Origin of the sequence: Paenibacillus rhizolycopersici, from assembly GCF_014947195.2 — a bacterium.
Taxonomy (GTDB): Bacteria; Bacillota; Bacilli; order Paenibacillales; family Paenibacillaceae; genus Fontibacillus; species Fontibacillus rhizolycopersici.
Genome location: NZ_JADCNN020000001.1, coordinates 517,485 through 540,347, shown reverse-complemented (window position 1 = coordinate 540,347; position 22,863 = coordinate 517,485). Strand labels below are relative to the sequence as shown.

Here is a 22,863-nt window from a genome sequence, read left to right as displayed (position 1 = left end):
GCGGTAGTTCAAAAATCAGCCTTGGATCACGAAGCGGTTCGAGGAGGCGGTGGCGGCGGCGAATCATTAATTCAGCCGAGACCTCCGTCCACTCACGTAGCCTCATGCTACTTAGTCTCGGGAAACGCTGGCTTCCGCCCCGCCTTCTCGCGGCTAACGGACCCCAGAGACGTTATTTGAGGCTCCAAGGGCATTTTCCGATTCTAACGGACTGAGGAGACCTTATTTCAAAGAAACGCAGCAAATCGGCTGCGATTATGACCCAACAAGGTCGCTGGAGTCCGTTACAGCGGGAAATGACCGGGAAATAGGCAAATAAGGGCTGTACGGTCCGTTAGAACCCTTCGTTCGTCGAGCAAGCCGCCTTCTCACGGCTAACGGACCCCAGAGACGTTATTTGAGGCTCCAAGGGCATTTTCAGATTCTAACGGACTGAGGAGACCTTATTTCGAAGAAACGCAACAAATCGGCTGCGATTATGACCCAATAAGGTCGCTGGAGTCCGTTACAGCGGGAAACGACCGGGAAATAGGCAAATAAGGGCTGTACGGTCCGTTAGAACCAGCCATCAAACGTTTTGCGCACTAAACACAGAACGGAAGCGCAAATTGCAAAGCACACGAAGCGACGCTAGAAACACGAAATGAATATATTAAAAGGAGGGCCTCCCATGGCCGGAAGAAACCGCGAAGAAATGCAGGACGTCACGCTGCTGGGCAACCAGGGTGTGAAATATCCTTTTGACTATGCGCCTGAGGTACTGGAGAGCTTTGATAATAAGCACCCGTACCGCGATTATTTTGTAAAGTTCAACTGTCCGGAATTCACCAGCCTATGCCCGATCACCGGGCAGCCTGACTTCGCCACCATCTATATCAGCTACATTCCCGACATCAAAATGGTGGAAAGCAAGTCGCTCAAGCTGTATTTGTTCAGTTTCCGCAATCATGGTGATTTCCACGAGGACTGCGTCAACATCATCATGAACGATCTGATCAAACTCATGGAGCCTAAGTATATCGAGGTTTGGGGCAAATTCACACCGCGCGGCGGCATTTCCATCGATCCCTACTGCAACTACGGCCGTCCCGGCACCAAATATGAAGCGATGGCTGAACATCGCCTGATGAATCACGACATGTATCCGGAGAAGATCGATAACCGCTAATCAATCCCTTGACTTGAATCATTCAGACCTTCCCATTCGAGAGAGGAGTACATCATGAAACCGAAAGTGTTTATCTCCCGGCCGATTCCCCCGGAAGTCGAAAGTTACCTTGCCGAGCATTGCGAAGTCCTCAAATGGCAGGGAGACGGGCCGATGAGCCGGGCCGATCTGCTAGCCAGTTTGAGCGACGCCGAAGGCCTGTTAACCGCAGATCGCAGTATCAATCAGGAACTGCTGGACCATGCACCTAAATTGAAAGTCGTCAGCAATATCAGCGTGGGCTACAACAACTTTGATCTGGATGCGATGAAGGCCCGCGGCGTGATGGGTACCAACACGTCAGCCGTCCTGAACGACACGGTCGCCGATCTCATCTTTGCCTTAATGCTGGACGTTGCCCGCCGAATATCCGAGTTGGACAAATACGTCAAGGCCGGGCTATGGAAACGCGGCGATGGCCAAAACCTGTTTGGCCTGGACGTCCACCATAAGAAGCTGGGTATCATCGGGATGGGTGAAATCGGCGAAGCCGTTGCCCACCGGGGGCAATTTGGCTTCGGTATGGATGTGTTGTACCACAACCGCAGCCGCAAGCCTGAGGCTGAAGCCAAGCTGGGCGCCGTTTATCGCTCCTTGGACGAATTGCTGCAGGAAGCGGACTTCATCGTGCTGATCACGCCGCTCACGCCGGAAACGCGAAAGCTGATCGGTGCGCGTGAATTTGCCTTAATGAAGCCGACGGCCGTATTCGTTAACGCCTCGAGAGGGGCTACCGTTGATGAACAGGCGATGACCGCCGCTTTACAGAACGGACAAATTTACGGTGCGGGACTTGATGTGTTTGAGAAAGAGCCCATCGATCCGGACCATCCGTTGCTGAAGTTGCCCAACGTCGTGACCTTGCCGCATATCGGTTCAGCGACGGACCAAACCCGCCGGCAGATGGCGATGCGAGCTGCTGAGAACCTGGTTGCCGCACTTGAAGGACGGACACCGCCAAGTCTGGTCAAGGAACTGCGGCCTGACTGACCAAGCCTAAGGCAGTCCATCGCAGGCTCAAGGCCTAACCCAGCAGGACACTTCCTGATGAATCCCGATGAACCCTCTCCTCCTCGAACAAACTAAAGAAACTCCCCGAATCCCGTAAGCGAAAATCGCCTGTGGGATTCGGGGAGTTTCTTATTCTTCATCGTTCAACAAATCGGCCGGGTCTCTGTCACCCAACCGCCCAGCCTCGGCATCCGCATATAGCCGGCGCAGCCAGGAAAGCTCCGTTTGGGCGTGCTCGTAACGGCCGGCCATCAGATGCAGCACGCTTCGCGGCACGATCCCGCGATGCTCTTCGTAGACCTGGTAGCTTAAATTTACCTGATGTTCCGCTTCCCGAATGCGAGCCTGCAGCAAGGCAACGATCTTGTCGCGATCCCCGTGTCTAGCGAATACCAAGGCGACATGCAGCGGATGATAACCGGACACTTCCTCTTTAAAACGGTCGACCAGCAGCTTGTGAAAATACCCCCGGCCTTCGTCCGTAATCCGGTACACCTTCTTGTCCGGACGTCCATCGGTCTGGATCGTCTCCACCGCTTCGATATATGCTTCTTTGGCTAACTGGTCGACCGCGTAATACAGCGATCCAATTTTAAAGTTGCCGTGATGGTCGAGGAATCGATCCCGGATGCGAATCAGCATTTCGTAAGGATGTTGGTCTTCCTCGAGCAGCAGACCCAGAATGCAGAGGCGGATAGCCAAACCCTTCATGCTCGCTTACCCCTGCTGGTTCGAAGGCTTGACTGCCGCACGCTCAATCCGGTCCTTTGGCATCGCGATCACGACCAAGACCGCGCAGACAGTCGGAACCAGTGCCCACATAAAAGTGTGGGCGATCGAAGAGGACAACGCCTCGGTGATTTTATCCAAAATCTCTGGGGGAATCAGCGCCCTTTTCTCCGGACTTAGCGCCTCTCGGGTATCCCCGAAATTCGCCCCGCCTTGTCCCATCCCGGCAAACGCGTCCGTCATCGCCCCCGACATCAAGTTGCGCTGCACGATGCCAAAGATCGTAATCCCCAGCGTCATCCCCAGGGAACGGAGGAACGAGTTCGTTGACGTCGCCGCTCCACGCTGCCGCATGTCGAAATGATGTACGGACGCCATGCTAAGCACCGAGAAGGAGAATCCTACGCCAAAGCCCGTTAGAATACTGTATACCGTAAGCAGTAAACGAGACGTATCGTTTGTCAGCGTGCTTAACGCAAAGATCCCGCCGACGAAGCAAACGACCGACAAGGCCATCACCGTGCGGTAAGGAATGCGCGAAGCCATCATCCCGCCCAGCATGCTTCCGATCACCGAGCCGATCATCATCGGCATCAGAATAATGCCGGAGTTGGTCGCCGAACCGCCGTATACCCCTTGCACGAAGATCGGGATGTACACCGTAGCGACGATAAATACACTCCCGTAAAATAAAGCCAGCAAACAGCTAGTCGCATAAAGCCGGTTTTTGAACATATCAAATGAAATAATCGGCTCCTGCGCTTTCGTTTCGAGCCGCAAGAACGCAACGAAGAGCACGGCAAATCCCGCGAACAAGCCCAGGATAACGCCAGAATTCCACGCGAATTTCTCACCGCCCAGCTCCAACGCAAACATCAGGCACACCACTGCTCCGACCAAGGTAAACGCCCCGCCCCAGTCGATCTGCTGCTTCGCGTGTGTGAGCGACTCCTTATAGTAGATGATAATCATCACCAGAGATACGATCCCAATCGGCACGTTGATGTAAAATACCCAATGCCAGCTCAGCGCATCCGTGATGAAGGCACCCAGCAGCGGGCCGAAAATACTGGACGTACCAAATACAGCGCCCATCAGTCCGGTCATTTTCCCACGCTTCTCCACTGGGAAGATGTCATAAATGATCGTAAACGCAATCGGCATCAGCGCGCCCCCGCCGATCCCTTGGATCGCCCGGAAGATGCTGAGTTGCACAATACTGCCGGCAAGTCCGCATAGTATAGATCCAAGCAGGAACATCACGATGCCAAACAGGAAGAAGCGCTTCCGACCGTACATATCCGACAGCTTGCCGAAAATCGGCGTCCCCGCCATGACCGTGACCATGTAGGCTGAAGTCACCCAAACGAACTGCTCCATCCCGCCGAGATCGGCAACAATTGTCCCCATCGCCGTCGTGACAATCGTGTTGTCCATCGCCGACATTAAAATCGCGAGCATCAATCCGACTAGGATGAGGCGCGTATGATCTTTCTTTTCTGCAACCAATATTTTCTCTCCTTCGTTCTTATTCAAATTTGAATACATGACCTCTTTCTATTTTATTGAAAATATCTAAAAAGTAAACATTTTGATAAAATTTCGCTTTGTCCTATAATGAAACAAGAGATCGAACGAAAGGAAGTTTTTTCAAAATGAATGAAAAATGGACCGAATTAGAACGCAAAATGCGCGAATCCGGCGTTAGCACGCTGCTAATTACAGATCCGAAGCATGTGTATTACCTAACGGGCTTCTTGAGCAATCCGCATGAACGCTTTCTCGGCGCCGTCCTCCAAGCTGGAGGCGAGCCCTTCCTAGTTGTCCCGGCACTCGATGAGGAAGCGGCCCGCAAAGCGGCTGACCTTACGGAAATTCTCACTCACGGCGATACGGATGATCCTTATGCTCTCCTTAGCCAGCGGCTGACTGGCGCGCTTGGAACGATCGGCTTCGAGAAAGAGCAGGTATCCGTGGCTAACTTTGAGCGCATGCAGGAGAAGCTTACGTTCTCCAGATATATGGATGTAGGACCTTGGCTCCGAGATATGCGGGTACGCAAAAGCTCGGGAGAGGTCGGCAAAATCAAGCATGCCGTACATTTGATCGAACAGGTGCTCAGCGAATCGCTCCGGAAAGTGAAGGAAGGCGTGAGCGAAAGCGAACTCGTCGCCGAAGTGGAGTATCAAATCCGCAAGCTTGGCGCGGACGGCCCTTCCTTTGACTCGATGGTGTTGTCCGGTGAAAAGACGGCCCTACCGCACGGGGTTCCCGGCGATCGGTTGATCCGACGCGGCGATTTGCTTATGTTTGACATCGGCGTTTATGCGGACGGCTACGCTTCGGATATCACCCGTACCTTCGGAGTCGGCGAGCTCTCCGGCGAACTGGTACGTATTTATGAGACCGTGCTTGCCGCCAACGAAGCGGCGATCGCCGCCATCAAGCCAGGCGTCACCTTCGCCTCCATCGATCGCGCCGCCCGCGAAGTCATCGAAGCCGCCGGCTATGGTCCTTATTTTATCCACCGGCTTGGGCATGGGCTCGGGATCGACGTTCACGAGTTCCCTTCCGTTCATGGGGAGAATGAATTTTTGCTGGCGGAGGGCCACGTCTTTACCGTTGAACCGGGGGTTTATGTGCCAGGACTCGGAGGAGTTCGCATCGAAGATGATGTTCTGGTTACCGCAATTGGCGTGGAAGTGCTAACGGCATATCCCAAGCAGTTAACTTATATCTAACACGTCATGTCATCTTATTTTATTGAGAAACCTTGCGGTCGCGAATGTGCCGCAAGGTTCTTTTTTTCTTTTTTTCCGATAGATTTAGTACATTATTCATGAAAATTATTGCGAAAACCAAAAAAAGTACGACTTTTTCGTTTTCAAAGGACATTTTTTCCTATAAAATGATTCTTATGAACCATTGGTTAAAAAAAAGAGAAACCCCAGGTTCGGTCACATGCATCGATAAAATCCATTATTTAAGGGGAACGGAGAGGATTTTCGTGTTCAAGGTCATTAATCGCTCCATTAGCCGCAGACTTATGAGTACCTATGCGGTGATCATTGTCGTATCATCTCTTTTGTTTAGCGTCAGCTTTTATAACATTTCAATGGGGATCATTAATCAAAATGTGCTGCCGCAGTTCGACAAGGTGCTGCAGACCAGTACACAGGATATCTTCAAGCGGCTGGATACGACCCAAGCCCTGCAATTACTTAGTGGGAAAGATAATTCACGTTTTACGGTGGAGACGTATTTGACGAAAAGTGCCAAGGACTTCAATTTGAGCACTGCTTATCTGCTCCAGATTCAAGAGGATGGCGCTGCCGTTTTGGCCGCGAACGAAAATTCCGGCATGAAACCGGGTGACAAGTTGGATCTCCAACCGGCCATGTCCGAGGCATCTAAAGGCGGGGTACAAATCAGCGAGTTATATTCCGACCAATTCGGCTCGCACAAAACAGCCTTTATCGCGATCCCCGGCAGCAAAGCGATGTTGGCCGTAGGCCTTGACGCCACCTTCATCGATCAGAAGAAGGACCAGATTTTATACATATGTATCGGTATCACCCTGCTCGTCATTATCGCGGGAATGGCGGCGGCATACTTTGTCAGCGCGCGAATCACAAAACCGATCAAGAAACTGGTGGCGATTACGGAAAAAATGGCCGGCGGCGATTTCCGCCAAACGGTCGAGGTGAAGGGAAATGACGAAGTTGCCCAACTAGCCGGCAGTTTCCGGACAATGACCAATCAGCTTAAGGACATGTTCGCCGCTGTCATGGAAACGTCTCACGCGGTCGTAGGCGGCTCGGAAGACTTGTCCCGATCGGTTATAACGTTTGAGGATTTGATCTCGCGTTCGGGTGCGGCCACTCGGGAAATCGAGACTGGCAGCATCACGATTGCCTCCGCCGCAGCTGAAAACGCCCGGGCGATGGAAGAAATTTCGCAAGGCGTGCAGCATATCGCCGCTTCGTCCGGCGAAGTCACCGAACGGATCGGACAAGCTGCCGATGAAGCTGGCACCGGCAATACGTTGGCGCAGACGGCCGTGATGCAAATGCAGAACGTTGAAGATGCAGCCAATCGGACACTCGAGCATATTCGCACGTTAAACGATCGCTCCGAATCGATTTCGAACGTTGTAGGAACGATTACCGAAATCACGAAGCAAATCAATATTTTGGCCCTCAACGCAGCGATCGAAGCCGCACGGGCCGGCGAGCACGGGAAAGGATTTGCTGTCGTAGCGGAGGAAGTTCGCAAGCTGGCCGAGCAATCCCGCCTGGCGATGGAGGAAATCGGGGAGAATCTGCTCAGCATTCGAGAAGAATCGGAAAATTCCGTCAGCGCGATGCAGCGCGCTAGCGAGGAAATCGTCTCCGGGACCGAGCGCGTGAAGCAAGCCGGACAAGCCTTCGAACAATTGACGGAACTCATTCAGAACGTCAACTTGACGATCCAATCCGTTTCGGCATCCACGCAGGAGGTGTCCGCCGGAACCGAGGAAGTGACCGCTTCCGTTGAAGAGTCGGCGAATATTACCGCTAAATCGTTGGCCAATATGGAGCAAATCGCCGAATATTCGCAGCAGCAGCTCAGTGAAATGGAAAGCCACGCCCGAACAGTTCGTTCGCTGCATGAACAGGCGTTGTCGCTGCAAGAATCGATTGCGAAATTCCGGATTTAACCGGAGTTTAGAGAAAAAAAACGTACCCTTACTGCCTCCCTTTTACGGAGCCGGCGGTCAGGGTACGTTTTGTTTTACCCGGTAACGGACATTTCGTTGAAGGAGACGGCTTCGTCTTGCCTCCGCTCCGGTTTCCTCCAGTAGGCTTCGTTGCCCGGCAGGTCATCGAACCAAGCAGCCTCGTCCGGACAAGGCAAAATCATGAACTTGCCGTAATCATGGTCTCGCGACTGATGATATTTGAGATAAGCCTGGCCGTCTTCGATTGCGAGGATTTCGATTTTTCCCGAAGAGTGACTCATCGACAAGCGCACGCGCTTGCCCAGGCCCGAAGTGCGGGCCTTCGCTTCCTCAACCAGCTGGTACGCCCGTTTCAGCGGAATGACAAAATCGGCATTTCCGGCAACTGGCCGGTTGATGAAGAAATAATAGGGTGTGACGCCTGCCCAGGACAACCGATCCAGCAATTCGCCAAGCACGGCCGCATCGTCGTTAATGCCTTTGAGGATCGGCGTTTGATTGACCACAATAGCCCCGGCGTCGTGCAACGCCTGAAAGCCTCGTTTGGCCTCAGGGGTCATTTCGCGCGGATGATTGATATGCGCCATGACATAAATACGTTGGTCTACGGTGGAGAATTCCCTGATCAGATCCAGCAGCTCCGGATCTTCATAAATGCGCATGGGATTAAAAACGGGGATTTTCGAGCCGAGGCGGATGATTTTCACATGTTCAATGGCTCGCAGCTGTTCGAGTATAGTACGCAGCTTCCTCGTAGCCAGGATCAGGCTGTCACCGCCGGTCAATAAGACGTTGTTGATCTCGGGATGCTGAGCGATGTACTCGATGCCGGGCGTCACATCAGACATCGCCTCCTTCACATCGTTGCGGAACAAGCGTTTGCGGAAGCAATAGCGGCAGTAGGAGCCGCAAACCTCGGAGACGATCAACAGCGCGGTCGTCCGGTATTTGTGCTGACAGCCGGGAACCGCATAGTTCGTCGCCTCGTCGGAAGCGTCCCAACGCCCGTATTCCTTAAGCTCTCCCGTATTCGGGATCACCAGCTTGCGGATTGGGTCTTCCGGATCGTTCCAGTCGATCAGATTCAAATAGTAATCATTTACCCGAAAGACGAATTTGTCCGTAATCGGTTTCAATTCCTGACGCTCCTGTTCGGACAATTCGCTCACCTTGGCGATGTCGGTGATGTACTTCGGATTTGCCATAATCATCTCCTCCTTTAATGGGATCGATGCGTAAAGAAGTAGCGGGAAACCTTGCAGTGAATGCGAGTACTCCGCCGAATGCTCGGGTCATATCCCTTGAGAAGCACAAAAAGACCCCGCTCAAATAAACAGGGTCATTAGTTGATGACTGAACATATTTAAGATGACCCATCCACTGCAAACGAGGTTAGCTGACGGGCTCGGGAAAGATGGTCCCCTACGTTAAAACTAGCAACGATTCGCCCCAAAAAATGGTTCCCCCGCTTTTCGACTTTACTCATCGAAAATTAAGCGTACTATCATGCTACCTTAGAATCGCCTGATTTGTCAAAGCTTACCTTCTTCCGCGCTCGGCCGAATTCCGGAAATTTCGTAGACCAGGTCCATCCGCAAATGGCTGCGGACTACATCAGCCAGCCGGTTGAAGGCTTCCTCCTTCCGCGAGAAGGACGCAAAAGTGGTGCCCAAAGGTTCCAGTCCTTTGCTTGTACGAAGCCCATCCAGCCAGGCGCGCCGCCAGGTATCATTGTGGAACAAACCGTGTAGATACGTTCCGAACACTCTCCCGTCGGCTCGAACTGCGCCTTCCGGATGCGGGGCGTCCTCCGCTCCCCCCTGCCTTGGCTCCATCCCTTCGGCTTGTAACATAAACAAAGGACTGATGTCCCGAAGGAATTGGGTCTCGCCAGCATGGATCTCATAGCCTTCTATCAGCAATCGACGATCCGAAAGATGCAGCGGAACTGGCAGGTTATCTATCGTTTGGCCATAAACGCGAACGGTCCTTTTGCCCGGAATGAAGGTTGTTGTTAAAGGTAGCAAACCAATTCCTATCGCCGATCTCACTTGGCCGGATTCTACCGCGTCTGGATCATGCAATTGCTCTCCCAGCATTTGATACCCACCACAAATGCCGACAAGCTGGGCTTGGGTATTCCCTTCGATCAAACTGCAAATTGCTCCCTCCAGCCCTTGCTCCCGCAGGAATGTTAAATCCCCGATCGTATCCTTGGTTCCCGGTAAAATCACGGCATCCGGATGTCCAAGTTCCGAAGGTTTACTTACGTAACGCAGTGACACATCCGGTTCGGCAGCCAAAGGTGCGAAATCGGTAAAATTAGAAATTCGCGGGTAACGAATGACCGCGATATCCAGCACCTTACCGGCAGCCTTCTCTGAGCGGGAAACATAAGTATCCAGAACAACAGAATCCTCCGCTTCAATATCCAGATCAGGCAGAAACGGGAGCACGCCTAACACAGGAATCCCGGTCCGCTGCTCCAGCCAATCCAGCCCGGGCTGCAGCAGGGACAAATCGCCGCGGAACTTGTTGATCAAGAACCCTTTGACTCGAGCTCGTTCGTGCGGCTCCAGCAGCTCCAACGTGCCGACGAGAAAGGCAAATACGCCGCCACGGTCGATATCGCCGACCAAAATGACCGGAGCATCCGCCCACTCAGCCAAATTCATATTGACGATATCCCGCTGCTTCAGGTTGATTTCCGCCGGGCTGCCAGCCCCCTCCATGACGACGATGCCGTGCTTCTCGCGCAGCCTTCCAAGCGCTTCCACCACCAGCGATTTGGCATGGGGCAGGAACTCCTCGCGATAGTCTGATGCGCTGAGATGCCGGTAAGGACGCCCGTGAACGACGATTTGCGAATGCATCTCACCCGTTGGCTTGATCAACACCGGATTCATGTCCGTGGTGGCGTCGATCCCGCAAGCCTCCGCCTGGATTCCTTGCGCCCGACCGATTTCGAATCCGTCTGGTGTAACATAGGAGTTCAGAGCCATATTCTGCGACTTAAACGGAACTGGATGAAGCCCGTCCTGCGCGAAAATACGGCATAATGCCGTCACGATGACGCTTTTACCCACGTCCGATGCCGTGCCTTGGATCATCAGCACCGCGCTGGCCGGAGCCGGGGCATCAGAATCTGCGCCAGTAACTTCAAACTCGTCAAGCCTTTTGTTCACTTTAGCCTCCACCCCTTTCCGAATCGTGAGATTTGTTCCTCTGCAGGCTGCTTTGCCCGATTATCCCTTTCATTAAGGGTGGGGGCCCTTGTATTGTTATCGTTATTAGCACCCTGAGCCTAAGGGATAATGGTGCAAAACCTCGGTTGGGACACGGACTTGCTATGACATTAACATCCAGGCCTTACCGCAAAATCAACACGGCGAGCAGAAGCAGGACAGCCTCCAGCCCTTCACCAAGCGCACCGTATGTATCCCCAGTCAAACCGCCCAGTTTGGCACTGATCCGACGGGCCGCCCAGGTGCCCGCTGCCCAGGCAATCAAAGGCGCCGTAACGATATATAATAGCGAGCGAAGCAATGCGGTTTCGTCAGCTCCGCTCAGCGACAGGAGCAGGGTTAGCAGCAGCACCATGACCGTAAGCGTGACCGCCATCATAGTGCCTCCCCAGGCATCCCGCTCACCAAAGCCGTGAAACTGCGCGGCTAATCCCTCACCTTGCCGAGCCTTCGGCCATCGAAACATCGCCCGGCTCATAAACCAGCGGCTCCATAAAGGGGCCATCAGCAACGCGAGCCCCGTTGTCAGCCTATCTCCTTGGAGGAGGGGTGCCAACAACGAGGCCTTAAATAAGAGCAAGAGAACACACGCCAACACGCCCATTGCGCCAACCCGGCTGTCTTTCATAATCTCTAGCATCTTCTCGCGTGGCCGGTAGCTCAGCAATCCGTCGGCCGTATCCATCCAACCGTCCAGATGCAGCCCTCCGGTTAACCAGACCCAAAGGATTAAGGCGAGTATGGCTGCCGGAAGCGGCGGAAGCAGCCAGGCGGCGAGCCAGCCCCCTACCCAGACGGCGACGCCGATCGCCGCTCCCACAAGCGGATAATAAGTGGTGCTGCGTCGCAACAGGTCCGGCGTAAATTCCAGTTCGGCCCGAACCGGGAAGCGGGACAGGAATTGGAATGCGGCCAGCAACGGTTGCAGGACGCCGGACTTGGCACTCCGGGGATTAATTTCGCGTTTCGATTCGGTCATAAGCGATACTCCCGGCTTTTCAATTCGATGGGGATTCCGGCAGTGACCAGAAAGACCTGATCCGAAATTGACGCTATTGTCCGGTTCAGCAGCCCTGCCCAATCCCGGTATTGCCGACCTAACGGATACTCGGGTACGATGCCGCTGCCCACCTCGTTGGTCACCATCACCAGCGTACCGGGGAAGTCTTCGATTGCGGCGATCAGCTGCTCGATTTCTCGCGCCAGCACGCTGTCGGAGGTATCCTGTCCATCGCCTGCGCCCAGGAGCACGTTCGACAGCCACAGGGTCAGACAGTCGACCAGCACGATCGGGCTAGCGACCTCCGATGCCGATTTCTCTCCTGTTATAACGGGCTGCTCACTCAGCTCGTACAGCAGATTGGCCAGACCAAGCGGCGCTTCATGTGTTGTCCAGGCAAACCCGCTTTGCTCCCGCTGGAGACGGTGCAGGTTGATCCGGGCTTTCATCTCATCGTCAAACGCTTGCGCCGTCGCAACATACCCGGCCGATTTTGCCTGTTTCATCACCCAGCGTTCGGCGAACGTGCTTTTGCCGCTGCGGGCGCCGCCGGTCACCAGGATCTTCATCGTGCGATCTCCCCGTTATCCCCGCCATGCCCGCCATCTGCGACGCCTGCGCTCTCAAACGTCGCCATCTCGGCCACGATGCGGCAAGCCGCGTCGATGAGATGCAGCGCAAGCACGCCGCCCGTGCCTTCACCCAGCCGCATGTCCAACTCCAGCATCGGGTTCAGCCCGAGCTCCTGCAGGAGCGCGCGGTGTCCCTGCTCGTGAGAGACGTGCGAAGCGATCAGAAACCCGGCTGACTCCGGCTTCATGCGCACCGCGAGCAACGCAGCGACGGTCGAAATAAATCCGTCGATCACAACCGGGCAGCGCTGGGCGGCGGCCCCCAGGATAACGCCGGTTAATCCCGCGATTTCAAGTCCGCCCACCTTAGCCAGCACATCCAGCGGATCGTCCGCATTGGGGCGATTTGCTTCCAGCGCCCGCTCCACGACGGCGATCTTATGCCGCAGCCGTTCATCGTTGACTCCGGTCCCGCGTCCAACGCTTTGCTGCGGCACAACTCCAGTCAGACTGCTCATGATCGCGGCGCTAGCTGTGGTGTTGCCGATGCCCATCTCCCCGGTAACGAACAGTCGAACGCCTTGGGACACCGCGTCATCGACGACTTGAGCCCCCACTCGGATAGCGGCTTCGGCTTCTTCTCGGCTCATCGCCGGTCCAATGGCCATGTTCCCGGTTCCGTAACGCAGCTTCCGCTGAACAAGAGACGGATGCGACAACTCTGCATTAACCCCGATATCCACGCAAACGACGTCAGCCGAAGCTTGACGCGCCAGCACATTCACCGCCGCACCTCCAGCCAAAAAGTTGTGTACCATCTGCGGAGTCACTTCGGCCGGAAATGCGCTGACCCCTTCCTCACAGACGCCGTGATCCGCCGCCATGACGATCACTGAACGTTTCCGGAACGCGGGTTGGACCTCTCCCGTGATGCCCGCCAGCTTCACGGCCAATCCTTCCAGCTTCCCGAGACTCCCCGGAGGTTTCGTCAAACGGTCCACATGGGCGCGGGCCGCCGCCATCGCGACTTCGTCCAGCGGGGTTATCGCTTGTGTCAGTTGTCCTATTGAATCGTATCCCATCATGCATTCCCCTTTCATTATTACGCATCTTACGCATCAGCGTTCTTGCACTTCTCACGCCGCCATAGCAGCCGGTACTCACGACCGTTCCCGACGCAGCAGCAGCAGCTGCGGAACGTTTGAGTCCGGATGAGGCACTTGATGTGCCTGAACCCCAAACACCTCGGCGACCAGCTCCGGCGACAAAATATTCTCCGGCGCCCCCTGATCCACGATCCGACCTCCGCTCATGACAAGAAGATGGCTGCAAAACAACGCAGCCAAATTCAGATCATGCATGACCGAAACGACAGTTAGCCCCGCTTCTCGCTGCCAATCGGCGACCATCTCCATAAACTGCATCTGGTAGCGCAAGTCCAAATAGGTCGTTGGTTCATCAAGCAGCACCAGCTCGGGCTGCTGGGCCATCACTTTCCCGAGCGCTACCCGCTGCCGCTGCCCCCCACTCAGCACGCCCAGCGGACGATGCTCGAGCTCCTTCAAGTCAAGGCGCTCCATAATGCCGTCGATGAGGCGGCGGCCGGCCACCGCCCCTCCTATCTCCCTGCCGCGCCAGTCCTGATGGGCGAATCGGCCCATCTCTACGACCTCGCGAACCGTGAACGCGACGGACGGAAGCCCGTCCTGTTGGAGAACGGCGACTTTACGCGACAGTTCCTTGCGGGAGTAGGCCGTCAACGGACGCCCCTCCAGCGCAATCGCGCCGGAATCCGGTTGTTCCACACCTGAGATTAGGTTCAGGAGGGTCGTTTTGCCGCTGCCGTTTGGACCGATCAATCCCCAAAACTCGCAGCGGCCGACCCGCCAATCCACTTCGTTCAGCACTTCGAGGCGACCAAACGCCTTCGCAACTCCCCGCACCTCGATCAACGCAGCTCCTCCTCTCTCTGCTTTTTCTTCCGGTACAGCAGATACCCAAAGAAAGGCGCTCCCACAAACGCGGTGACGATGCCCAGCGGAATTTCTGTAGGGGCCAGCAGAGAGCGGGCGGCCAGGTCGCTCCACATCATGAATATCCCCCCACCTAGCGCGGACAGCGGGATGATTAGGCGGTAATTCGGTCCGGTGATCAGTCGGATCATATGCGGAACGACCAGACCTACGAATCCGATCACCCCGGACACCGACACCGCAGCTGCCGTCATCAGCGTGGCGACGAGCAACACGGCCAGTTTGGTCCGTTCCACAGCCATCCCGGAGTGGGAAGCCTGACGTTCACCAAGAGCCAGCAGGTTCAAATGCTTGGCCCGGCTCCACAGGAACAGGGCCCCCACCAGCAAATACGGCAAAAGGATGGCCGTATACGACCATCCGCGCAAGCTCAAACTGCCCATCGTCCAATAATAAATCTCATTGATTGTTTTTTTCGACATCGCCGTTAAAAAGGACACGACCGCCCCTAGAAAAGACTGCATCACGACGCCGGACAAGACCAGGCTTTCGATGGGCAGCTTCCCGTTCTCCCGGGCCAGCCAGATCACGATCCATAACGTAACCGCCCCGGTCACGAAGGCGATCATCGGCAACGTAAAGATGCCAAGCAACGAAAACTGCCATCCGAAAAAAATCAGCACAGCCGCACCGATCGCCGAACCTGACGATACCCCTAACGTAAAGGGATCCGCCAGCGGGTTGCGCAGCACGCCTTGAAAGCCTGCGCCCGCCACGGCGAGCGAAGCGCCAACCAACATCCCGAGCAGCACGCGAGGCAAGCGAACCTGCACGACGATTTGCTCTGCCGCAGCGCCCCAGTCCGGCGTAATCAAGCGGCCAAGACCCGGGAGCCGATGCAGCAGGATGGCCGCAATATCCCCTGCCGGAACATAGACAGAGCCAATGCCGATGCAGAACAGCAACGTCACCGCTAGCAGAACGAGTCCCGCCGCCCCATATCCGGCTAATCTGCCGCGCGTCATGGCTGGATCAAATCCGGATGAATCGCTTTGGCGACTTCGATTAGCCCTTGTGTCACGCGAGGACCTGTACGACTAAGCAGATTATCGTCCATAGCAATGATCCGATTCTCCTTCACAGCCGATATTTGGTCCCAGCCGGAACGGCCTTTGATGATGTCAGCCAACGTCTTGTTGTTCTCGTCAATTACGCTTTTTGCATACAAAATGACATCCGGGTTCGCTTGAATAATCTGCTCTTCATTAATCTCGGACCATCCCTCAACCTCGGAAGCAACGTTGATGCCGCCCGATAACGTGATCATTTCATCCATAAATTCACCTTTACCGACTGTCCAGCCTGGGGAAAACTCGATGTACACCTTTTTCTTCTGATCCTCGCTCAGCGAACCCACCGCATCAGTAACGGTTTGGACCTCCTGCTTCATCTTCCCGACCACTTCGTCCGCTTCGGCCTGGTGATTCGTGATTTTGCCAATCGTTTGAATATGCTCCATAACCGCATCGATCGTTTTCGGATTGGATTGGAACACTTGAAGTCCCATATCCGTCAGGCTTTTGACCGTCGCCTCATCAATGAGACTAGCTGCCAAAATGAGATCCGGCTGCGCCGCCACGATCGCTTCAACGTTCACCTGGAATCCGCCCATCCGCGGTTTGTCCTTCACCGCTTCCGGATAGTCGTCCAAATCGGATACGCCGGCGACTTGTTCATTAAGCCCAAGAGCAAACAGCACTTCCGTCTCTGACGGCGCCAGCGAAACCATTCGTTCCGGCGCTGCGTCAAACGTGAACTCCTTGCCGGTGGAATCCGTTACGGTATAGGGATAAGTCGTCTCCTGTGCGGCTGGTTGATTCGCTTCAGCATTTGTTCCCGCGTTTTGCGTCTGCTGTGTCGCCTCCGCAGCGTTCCCCGTTCCTTGATTCACTGCGTTGTTACCGCAGGCAGCCAGCACCAGCAGCAAGGCCAACAAGCCCAAGCTTGCGATTCGTTTCCAGTTCTTCATCTCCAAATCTCCCCTTTTTGTTCATTCCAGTTGGTAAAGAATCGCCTCGTGCTTCAGCGGTACGTTGTGCAGCCGGATTTCAAGTCCAGCCGAACACCATCCCGGCAACAAAGAAAAACCCCTATCCTAGCGGATGGGGTTACGTCTACAAAGTCATGCCGCGCGCCGACGAAGTGGAGAGCTCCACAGTCTGGCGCCAAGCCATGATACTCTTGGCAGAACGTTATCCTTTCCTCGAAGGACCGTCTTGATTTCCCGTGGCAGGTCTCCTGACTTCCAGGTATCGACGAAAGCTCGCCTTCCCATCTCCCTCGCGGGCGACAGTGGCATCGTGAGCTCGTCCCTGTTTACAGTGGCGGGACCGTGCCGGATTTGCACCGGCTTCCCTTTTAACCCGAAGCGGCACGGCGTTCTTCACCGCTGCTTCAGGACCTACGGGCACAATTTGTACGCTTGTCTTAAGGCTTTCTTCTCTATTGGATTATAGGGGAAAAGCGGGAAACTGACAATATCTAATCCGCTTCGTCATGTCTTCGACTTCACTCCAGAGACAAATCCGCTCCCAGGACGCCAATCGCTTCGCCGCCCCGACGGATGGGCACGGCAAGCGTCATGCACCGTCGTTTCGTAATCGCTGAGATATACGCCTCGGAGACGACCGTTTCCCCGGCAAAAGCACGGCGGAACCATTCCCGACCTTTGGCGTTCAGCAAACCAGCCTCCGGGATGGACACGACAAAGGATCCGTCCTCACGGTTTGACCAAGCTGCTTCAAGTCCCGGTTCCGCGGCCAATAGCTCCTCCAGAGCGGCTCGGTGTCCAGCCGGTTCCATCGCCAGGAACCGCGGCTGATCGGCTGCCTTAAGCAGCTTCCGGGCATAGGCCTGTCCCAACGCCACCGCTTCCTCGCCTCCGGCGGCCAAATCCGTCCCCGAATGCACGGAGTTAAGCGAAACCATCAGTTCGCCTTGCGCCCGGTCGAGCCCCACGACTACGGTCTGCAGCTTGGAAATATGCTCCCGTTCGGACTCCATTCGAGACAGCGCCCCCTCCACATGGATGATGCTTCGATTCAGTGCTTCATGCACCTCACCCAGCATGGCTTCCATGTTACGCGTCAGCTCGGCTTGCTCCCGGCTTCGCTGCCCTGTCTCGGCAACCAGTCCATTCACTCCGGCCACTTCCTCCGCGATGAAACGAATATCCTCACCCATTCGCTTCATCAGGGAAATGCCCTCCAGCGCCGAGTCCCGGCCGCCTTTCAGCGTGGACTTCACGCGGTCCACATCCGCGGCAATCTGCCGGAACAACGGAGCAGAGCGGCTGATCGCTTCGGTGCTTTGGTCCGCCAGCTGACGCATACGTACGGCTACCACGTCGAAACCTTTGCCTTGAGCCCCCAAACGGGCCGCTTCAATGGATGCGTTCAGCGCCAGCAAAGCCACCTCCCCGGCGATCTCTTCCAAACTCCGGTACAGCGCGCCCAACTTCCGCGTATTCCCCTCCAATTCCTCCATCGGCCCGGCAATCGATTCCTGGGAATCGGCCAACGAACGGATCGTGCCATCCGCCGCTTCAAGCGCCCCAGCCATGCGCACCGCTTCGGCCCGGGTGTGCTCGCTGCGGCTTAGGAGATGCTCTGCGGCGTCATGGATTTGGGAAGCCGATGCGGCAACCTCCTCCATCGCAGCGAGGCTCTCCTGCACCTGTTCCAGTGAGCGCTCGCTGCTGTGCTTTAGCTTCAAATCCTCCTCCGCCGCCGTGTCGGCCAACCTGTGCAGTTGCTCAAGGCTCCCGCCTACTTCGCCGACCGCCGCCTGCAACCGATCCGCCGCCACCAGCGACTCATTGAAGACCGTTGTCCAATCGGTCTCCTTCCGCACGGGTTCATCCGCACTCGCCGCAACGGACTTGCCTCCCAGCAGTCCCCCCCACGGCGCAGTCCCCCGGCTGGTTCCCGACGGCAGCAGGGAATAACCCAAGCAGAGGAGCGTCAATAGCGCAAGAGCCGTGATATACCATGGCGTCTTCGCTACTACCACACAAACTGCGAGAAGAACTGCCAATCCCACGCCAAGCCAAACGGCGTTTCTTCCTAACCAACGAAGTTGATTCATGTCCCCACCCCTATGTGTAAACTTTGCTAACATTATAAAATAGGACTGGAGTCATAAAAAGGAAAAAGTTAGGAGTTTCGAGACAGGGTGCAAATAATCGACGGATTTCTATAAATAGAACGTTCATTTTAAGAACGTTGTGTCTGGCGTACCCGATTTATTTCTGGTAAATTGATCAATGATTTGCGGCATACTCAATATATATGATATTTTATAATAATACCCTTTTGATGGGTCACAATCTAAGGAGTGCTTATCATGAAGTTACCTTTACACAATCAATTCATACAGGAAGCCATTGAGTATGTGAGTCAAGATCAACGAATAATAGGTCTTCTCGCAGGTGGATCCATGATGTACGGGGAAATGGATGAGTATAGTGATCTGGACTTAATCATTGTGTACAATTCTGCTTTTCGAAGCGAGATCATGGAACAACGCCACTTAATTGCCGAAAGACTGGGTAACTTACTTTCAGCATTTACAGGCGAACACGTCGGGGAGCCTAGATTGCTTATATGTTTATATGGCCCACCTCTTCTTCATGTCGACCTGAAATTTGTCCAACTGGATGAGCTTGAATCCCGAATTGAGAATCCTTTGATTCTTTGGGAGAGAGGTGCTGCTATAACATCTATCATTAGTAAAACAAGTCCGTCTTTCCCAATCCCTCATCCTCAATGGATTGAAGACCGTTTCTGGGTATGGGTGCATTACTGCGCTACAAAATTAGGAAGAGGCGAATTGTTCGAATTAATCGATACTATAACATTTATGCGGAATGCAGTGTTGGGGCCGCTGGTACTCATTAGCAACGGCCATCTCCCGAGAGGAGTTCGAAAGCTAGAAAAACACGCGCTCGAGGAAGTAGAAGAATTAAAAGGAACCATTCCCATCCACAGCTTTGAGAGTTGCTACCTCGCTCTAAAAAATACAATCAAAATGTATCAACGGCTACGTCAAGTTTCGGAAATTTCACCGAGGAGCGAAGCGGAACGCATCACAATTGAGTTTCTTGAAGGAATATATTCAGAACGATCCCAATGATAGAGCCCCCCACTATGGGTAGTGGGGGGCTTTACAGTGCAAATCGGAGGCAACAATACTATCAAACGGAATCTAAAAAATATAACGCATTACGTTACTTTTCTCTTGTAACCCCCCAAACCTGCCGAACGAAGTGGCCTTTGCTAACGGTACAGTGATCCGTAACAATCAATCTCGCTTCAGCAATATCTTGCTCCAGCGGCTCGGTGGAGACGATCACCGCTCTTGTCGAGATTCGCTTTACGCTTTCCAGCATCCGCCGTCGCTCCGTGGCGGTTAGTACCGAACACAAATTGTAAGGAAGGTCGACGATCGCGGCATCGTACGCCCCGTCCAGCTCATTTAAATCTCCGATCTCCACGATTCCTGTATCGTCATAGCCAAAGTGACGTAGATTGCTTCTTGCTCCGCGAATCGCCACAGGATTGATGTCCCTGCCAACAATGTCAATCCCCATCGACATCGCTTCGATCAGCACATTGCCCATCCCGCAGCACGGGTCGATAGCTAGCTTGCCTTTCGGGGCTGGCACGGCGATATTGACCAGCGCCCGGGCCACCACCGTCGTTAACCCGGTGGAGTAGTTATGCGGCTTCTCCTTGTGCGCAAGCCAGACCGGGTCCGAGATGCGGCATATCCCCAGCACCCAGTCGTCCTGCCGCGCCAGCACACCCAAGGTTACCTCTGGATCACGCATCTCCGCGATGCCGCGAACTTGGGCACCGATCCGGCGCTCCGCCTCGCGCTCCCCTTCATACGTTTGCCGCCGTCCGTTTTTGAGATATCGGACCTTGAAGGTGCATCCCTCCAAATCCAGCAACGATGCCAGCTCGCCAAGCTCATCCAGTGTAGGCGCAGCAAACAAAACATCTAACCGCAGCTGCACGAACGGGCTACGATTGGGCGGCAGCCGGAGCGGGCTTTCCAAATAAGCGTCTCCCTCTGAAGCCTGCCCGAACAGGGCGCGCTGCTCCATCAGACAGAGCTCCCGCTCGCTCTCATGGCTGGCAAAAGGATAAATATATGTGATGGGGGATGATTTCAAATTGTAGCTTGGATTCAATCTAGCGACATCCTCTCTTGTCCTTATCTCCCCATTGTACCAGAATGTTCAATCATCCCGCATTTCGGTCAACTGCGCCCAGTATCGCTTGGGCATATGCGACATTTGTGCCCGAGGATTCAGCCGTTCCCGGATCGCCACGGTGTCGTAAAATTGCTTCCACAACCGGCGGTATACCCGTTCCTGCTCCCCCACCTCCGGCAAGACGAGCTCATCGAGATCCACGATCTCCGTCCGCTCCGGAGTCGCCTCCTTCGGGCGATGGATCAGCGCCTGGCGATGAGTTTGATCGTAGATCAGAAACGCCTCATGACGATAACGGTTGCTAAAGTGCGGGGCTAAGATCGGCAACACGCGGTTCTTGGGTTCAATCACCGAAACGAGCACATCGCCGTATACCGAGAAGCGGACAAACCCCATCAAAGCGTGACTTTCCGTATTCAAATGTCTTACCGCTTTGCGAAGCCGATGCACCGTAGTCTCGGTCAGCATATCTATAGCTGCACGCCCATGCCAGAATCCGAGCCGCAGGAAGCGATAGATTAACAAATCCTTCTGCGGCTCGCAAGTCAAGAACCCGCGGCGGACGAGCTCCTGAGCCTCCGGCGAGATGCTCCGCCCGATGGCGCTGTAAACCCGGGACGCTTTCTCAGGTGAGGTCTCCACCCACCTCGACTCAAATAACGTCACCTGCGGGTCGTCGTCAGCGCGGAGATCAACCAGTTCTTCCTTGCGTTCATAGCTTTCGAACACACAGGTTAGCAGACCGTCGAAGCTCCCATCATAAGCGTAAGCCGCTTCCTTTATCCAAGCAGCCATGCTCCGAGCTCCCTTCCTGCCGTCCCCGCCAACTCCTCGTCGGAGAACAACGACAGCTGCTCCACCTTCGGCTGCGGCAGGAACATGTCGATTTCCTTGCGAGACAACAAGGATCTTAGAATCGTGCTTTCGTTCACCTTCAGTCCTTCCAGCCGACGTCCAGAACATGTGAGGAAGTATTGCGCCCGCTTCAACACGACCCCTAGCTTCTTCAAGCCATGAAAATCAAGCCGCCCTGTTCGCCGCGCAGCCACGATCCGTTTAGCGCTTCGTATTCCGATCCCCGGGACGCGCAGCAGCGTTTCATAAGGAGCCGTATTGACTTCCACCGGAAAACGATCGATATGCTGGACTGCCCAATGGCATTTCGGATCCATGAACAAATTAAAATTTGGCGTGCGTTCCTCGAGCAGCTCCTTGGCTTCAAAGCCGTAGAACCGCAGCAGCCAGTCCGCCTGGTACAAGCGGTGTTCCCGCAGCAGAGGCGGCTTGGTATCCAGCGACGGCAGCAGTATATGCTCCGCCACCGGTGTGTAGGCGGAATAATACACCCGCTTCAGCTCATATTTGCGATACAGCGCCTCCGTCAGGTTGAGGATGCTGAGATCGCTGTCCGGCGTAGCCCCGATGATAAGCTGTGTACTTTGCCCGCCGGGCACAAACCGGGGGGCGTGACGGTATTTCACGAGATCGGTACCGTTTTCGCGGATGCCCTGACGGATGGCGCGCATCGGCTTCAGGATCGCCTCCTTGCTCTTATCGGGCGCAAGCTGAAGCAAGCTGTGCTGCGACGGCAGCTCGATGTTTACGCTCATCCGGTCCGCTAGCAGCCCAAGCCGGGCTATCAGCGCCGGATCGGCACCGGGTATCGCCTTCACGTGAATATAGCCGCCGAACCCGTAGTGGTTCCGCAGCAGCTCCAACGTCCGAATCAGTTGCTCTGTCGTATAATCCGGGCTGCGCATGATCCCGGAGCTGAGGAACAAGCCCTCGATGTAGTTGCGGCGGTAGAAATGCATCGTCAGCTCCGCCAGCTCCTCCGGCGTGAATGCAGCGCGGCGCGTGTCGTTAGATCGGCGGTTAACGCAATATTTGCAATCATAAATGCAGGCGTTTGTCATCAGCAGCTTGAGCAACGAGATGCAACGTCCGTCGGCGGCAAAGCTGTGACAAATGCCGCAAGCGACGGTGTTTCCTACCGTCCGGCTGTCGCCGTTCGCTCCGCTTCCCCGTTCAACCCCGCTGGAAGAACAAGATACATCATATTTGGCCGAATCCGTCAAGATGGTCAGCTTGTCAACTACGTTCATCCTTGCAGCCTCCCTTTTGAC

The 22,863-nt window shown here is 54.9% G+C and carries 19 protein-coding genes and 2 riboswitches; of the genes, 5 read left to right on the top strand and 14 right to left on the bottom strand.

The features are described from left to right. The first annotated feature begins 670 nt into the window (after window positions 1–670). Window positions 671–1,168 (top strand): preQ(1) synthase, encoded by a 498-nt coding sequence (gene queF / locus IM700_RS02340; RefSeq protein WP_193415461.1) that lies wholly within the window; start codon window positions 671–673, stop codon window positions 1,166–1,168. A 54-nt stretch (window positions 1,169–1,222) separates the two neighbouring features. Then, window positions 1,223–2,197, top strand: a complete 975-nt coding sequence (locus IM700_RS02335; protein ID WP_193415462.1) for a 2-hydroxyacid dehydrogenase — start codon at window positions 1,223–1,225, stop codon at window positions 2,195–2,197. Between the two features lie 150 nt (window positions 2,198–2,347). Here the strand turns inward: IM700_RS02335 and IM700_RS02330 are convergent, their stop codons facing one another. Both IM700_RS02330 and IM700_RS02325 read right to left on the bottom strand, forming a co-directional pair. Further along, the gene (locus IM700_RS02330; RefSeq protein WP_155607593.1) at window positions 2,348–2,929 is read right to left on the bottom strand and encodes a PadR family transcriptional regulator; all 582 of its coding nucleotides are present in this window, start codon (window positions 2,927–2,929) and stop codon (window positions 2,348–2,350) included. A 6-nt stretch (window positions 2,930–2,935) separates the two neighbouring features. After that, window positions 2,936–4,456: an MDR family MFS transporter gene (locus tag IM700_RS02325; RefSeq protein ID WP_272491395.1), complete on the bottom strand. Its 1,521-nt coding sequence runs from the start codon at window positions 4,454–4,456 to the stop codon at window positions 2,936–2,938. 146 nt (window positions 4,457–4,602) lie between these two features. On the opposite strand from IM700_RS02325, the gene IM700_RS02320 reads away from it, so the two are divergent. Continuing rightward, window positions 4,603–5,688 carry a M24 family metallopeptidase gene (locus IM700_RS02320; RefSeq protein ID WP_193415463.1) on the top strand — a complete coding sequence of 362 codons (1,086 nt, stop codon included), beginning with the start codon at window positions 4,603–4,605 and terminating at the stop codon, window positions 5,686–5,688. Between the two features lie 266 nt (window positions 5,689–5,954). After that, window positions 5,955–7,646, top strand: coding sequence for a methyl-accepting chemotaxis protein (locus IM700_RS02315; protein ID WP_193415464.1), 1,692 nt, complete (start codon window positions 5,955–5,957; stop codon window positions 7,644–7,646). A 74-nt stretch (window positions 7,647–7,720) separates the two neighbouring features. Here IM700_RS02315 and IM700_RS02310 read toward each other — a convergent pair whose 3' ends face one another. The 9 genes from IM700_RS02310 to IM700_RS02270 form a co-directional block, all read right to left on the bottom strand. After that, the gene (locus IM700_RS02310) at window positions 7,721–8,872 is read right to left on the bottom strand and encodes a KamA family radical SAM protein (RefSeq protein ID WP_193415465.1); all 1,152 of its coding nucleotides are present in this window, start codon (window positions 8,870–8,872) and stop codon (window positions 7,721–7,723) included. 161 nt (window positions 8,873–9,033) lie between these two features. Then, window positions 9,034–9,176, bottom strand: a riboswitch (cyclic di-AMP (ydaO/yuaA leader). A gap of 23 nt (window positions 9,177–9,199) precedes the next feature. Then, entirely contained in the window at window positions 9,200–10,777 is a 1,578-nt protein-coding gene (locus tag IM700_RS02305; protein WP_193415818.1) for a cobyric acid synthase, read from the bottom strand. Window positions 10,778–11,036: 259 nt separating this feature from the next. Next, window positions 11,037–11,891: an adenosylcobinamide-GDP ribazoletransferase gene (cobS, locus tag IM700_RS02300; protein WP_193415466.1), complete on the bottom strand. Its 855-nt coding sequence runs from the start codon at window positions 11,889–11,891 to the stop codon at window positions 11,037–11,039. Further along, complete coding sequence (gene cobU / locus IM700_RS02295) at window positions 11,888–12,481, bottom strand: bifunctional adenosylcobinamide kinase/adenosylcobinamide-phosphate guanylyltransferase (protein ID WP_193415467.1); 594 nt, start codon at window positions 12,479–12,481, stop codon at window positions 11,888–11,890. The genes cobS and cobU overlap by 4 nt, the downstream gene beginning before the upstream one ends. Further along, window positions 12,478–13,566 (bottom strand): nicotinate-nucleotide--dimethylbenzimidazole phosphoribosyltransferase, encoded by a 1,089-nt coding sequence (gene cobT, locus IM700_RS02290; RefSeq protein WP_193415468.1) that lies wholly within the window; start codon window positions 13,564–13,566, stop codon window positions 12,478–12,480. The genes cobU and cobT overlap by 4 nt, the downstream gene beginning before the upstream one ends. A gap of 78 nt (window positions 13,567–13,644) precedes the next feature. Beyond that, on the bottom strand, window positions 13,645–14,436 hold the full coding sequence (locus IM700_RS02285) for an ABC transporter ATP-binding protein (RefSeq protein WP_193415469.1): 792 nt from the start codon (window positions 14,434–14,436) through the stop codon (window positions 13,645–13,647). Beyond that, window positions 14,433–15,482, bottom strand: a complete 1,050-nt coding sequence (locus IM700_RS02280) for a FecCD family ABC transporter permease (RefSeq protein ID WP_155607600.1) — start codon at window positions 15,480–15,482, stop codon at window positions 14,433–14,435. The genes IM700_RS02285 and IM700_RS02280 overlap by 4 nt, the downstream gene beginning before the upstream one ends. Then, entirely contained in the window at window positions 15,479–16,486 is a 1,008-nt protein-coding gene (locus IM700_RS02275; protein WP_193415470.1) for an ABC transporter substrate-binding protein, read from the bottom strand. Before IM700_RS02275 ends, IM700_RS02280 begins: the two co-directional genes overlap by 4 nt. 242 nt (window positions 16,487–16,728) lie before the next feature. Continuing rightward, a riboswitch (cobalamin riboswitch) is annotated at window positions 16,729–16,938 on the bottom strand. Between the two features lie 87 nt (window positions 16,939–17,025). Continuing rightward, complete coding sequence (locus IM700_RS02270) at window positions 17,026–18,603, bottom strand: methyl-accepting chemotaxis protein (RefSeq protein WP_193415471.1); 1,578 nt, start codon at window positions 18,601–18,603, stop codon at window positions 17,026–17,028. A 258-nt stretch (window positions 18,604–18,861) separates the two neighbouring features. Between IM700_RS02270 and IM700_RS02265 the strand changes: the two genes are divergently transcribed. Next, a complete protein-coding gene (locus IM700_RS02265) occupies window positions 18,862–19,650 on the top strand; it encodes a nucleotidyltransferase domain-containing protein (RefSeq protein ID WP_193415472.1) in 789 nt (262 codons plus the stop codon). Window positions 19,651–19,744: 94 nt separating this feature from the next. Here IM700_RS02265 and IM700_RS02260 read toward each other — a convergent pair whose 3' ends face one another. From IM700_RS02260 to IM700_RS02250, 3 genes are all read right to left on the bottom strand, one after another. Further along, a complete protein-coding gene (locus IM700_RS02260; RefSeq protein ID WP_193415473.1) occupies window positions 19,745–20,626 on the bottom strand; it encodes a TRM11 family SAM-dependent methyltransferase in 882 nt (293 codons plus the stop codon). Between the two features lie 135 nt (window positions 20,627–20,761). Continuing rightward, window positions 20,762–21,532: a TIGR03915 family putative DNA repair protein gene (locus IM700_RS02255; protein ID WP_193415474.1), complete on the bottom strand. Its 771-nt coding sequence runs from the start codon at window positions 21,530–21,532 to the stop codon at window positions 20,762–20,764. Next, on the bottom strand, window positions 21,517–22,842 hold the full coding sequence (locus IM700_RS02250; RefSeq protein ID WP_193415475.1) for a putative DNA modification/repair radical SAM protein: 1,326 nt from the start codon (window positions 22,840–22,842) through the stop codon (window positions 21,517–21,519). Before IM700_RS02250 ends, IM700_RS02255 begins: the two co-directional genes overlap by 16 nt. Window positions 22,843–22,863 lie beyond the last annotated feature (21 nt).

What these genes read in the sequence shown, in the direction of transcription:
- cobT (WP_193415468.1), bottom strand. Translation starts at nt 13,566, where the DNA reads ATGGGATACGATTCAATAGGACAACTGACACAAGCGATAACCCCGCTG.
- IM700_RS02275 (WP_193415470.1), bottom strand. Translation starts at nt 16,486, where the DNA reads ATGAAGAACTGGAAACGAATCGCAAGCTTGGGCTTGTTGGCCTTGCTG.
- IM700_RS02270 (WP_193415471.1), bottom strand. Translation starts at nt 18,603, where the DNA reads ATGAATCAACTTCGTTGGTTAGGAAGAAACGCCGTTTGGCTTGGCGTG.
- IM700_RS02310 (WP_193415465.1), bottom strand. Translation starts at nt 8,872, where the DNA reads ATGGCAAATCCGAAGTACATCACCGACATCGCCAAGGTGAGCGAATTG.
- IM700_RS02330 (WP_155607593.1), bottom strand. Translation starts at nt 2,929, where the DNA reads ATGAAGGGTTTGGCTATCCGCCTCTGCATTCTGGGTCTGCTGCTCGAG.
- cobU (WP_193415467.1), bottom strand. Translation starts at nt 12,481, where the DNA reads ATGAAGATCCTGGTGACCGGCGGCGCCCGCAGCGGCAAAAGCACGTTC.
- IM700_RS02255 (WP_193415474.1), bottom strand. Translation starts at nt 21,532, where the DNA reads ATGGCTGCTTGGATAAAGGAAGCGGCTTACGCTTATGATGGGAGCTTC.
- queF (WP_193415461.1), top strand. Translation starts at nt 671, where the DNA reads ATGGCCGGAAGAAACCGCGAAGAAATGCAGGACGTCACGCTGCTGGGC.
- IM700_RS02305 (WP_193415818.1), bottom strand. Translation starts at nt 10,777, where the DNA reads ATGATCCAAGGCACGGCATCGGACGTGGGTAAAAGCGTCATCGTGACG.
- IM700_RS02265 (WP_193415472.1), top strand. Translation starts at nt 18,862, where the DNA reads ATGAAGTTACCTTTACACAATCAATTCATACAGGAAGCCATTGAGTAT.
- IM700_RS02250 (WP_193415475.1), bottom strand. Translation starts at nt 22,842, where the DNA reads ATGAACGTAGTTGACAAGCTGACCATCTTGACGGATTCGGCCAAATAT.
- IM700_RS02335 (WP_193415462.1), top strand. Translation starts at nt 1,223, where the DNA reads ATGAAACCGAAAGTGTTTATCTCCCGGCCGATTCCCCCGGAAGTCGAA.
- cobS (WP_193415466.1), bottom strand. Translation starts at nt 11,891, where the DNA reads ATGACCGAATCGAAACGCGAAATTAATCCCCGGAGTGCCAAGTCCGGC.
- IM700_RS02280 (WP_155607600.1), bottom strand. Translation starts at nt 15,482, where the DNA reads ATGACGCGCGGCAGATTAGCCGGATATGGGGCGGCGGGACTCGTTCTG.
- IM700_RS02320 (WP_193415463.1), top strand. Translation starts at nt 4,603, where the DNA reads ATGAATGAAAAATGGACCGAATTAGAACGCAAAATGCGCGAATCCGGC.
- IM700_RS02260 (WP_193415473.1), bottom strand. Translation starts at nt 20,626, where the DNA reads ATGGAGCAGCGCGCCCTGTTCGGGCAGGCTTCAGAGGGAGACGCTTAT.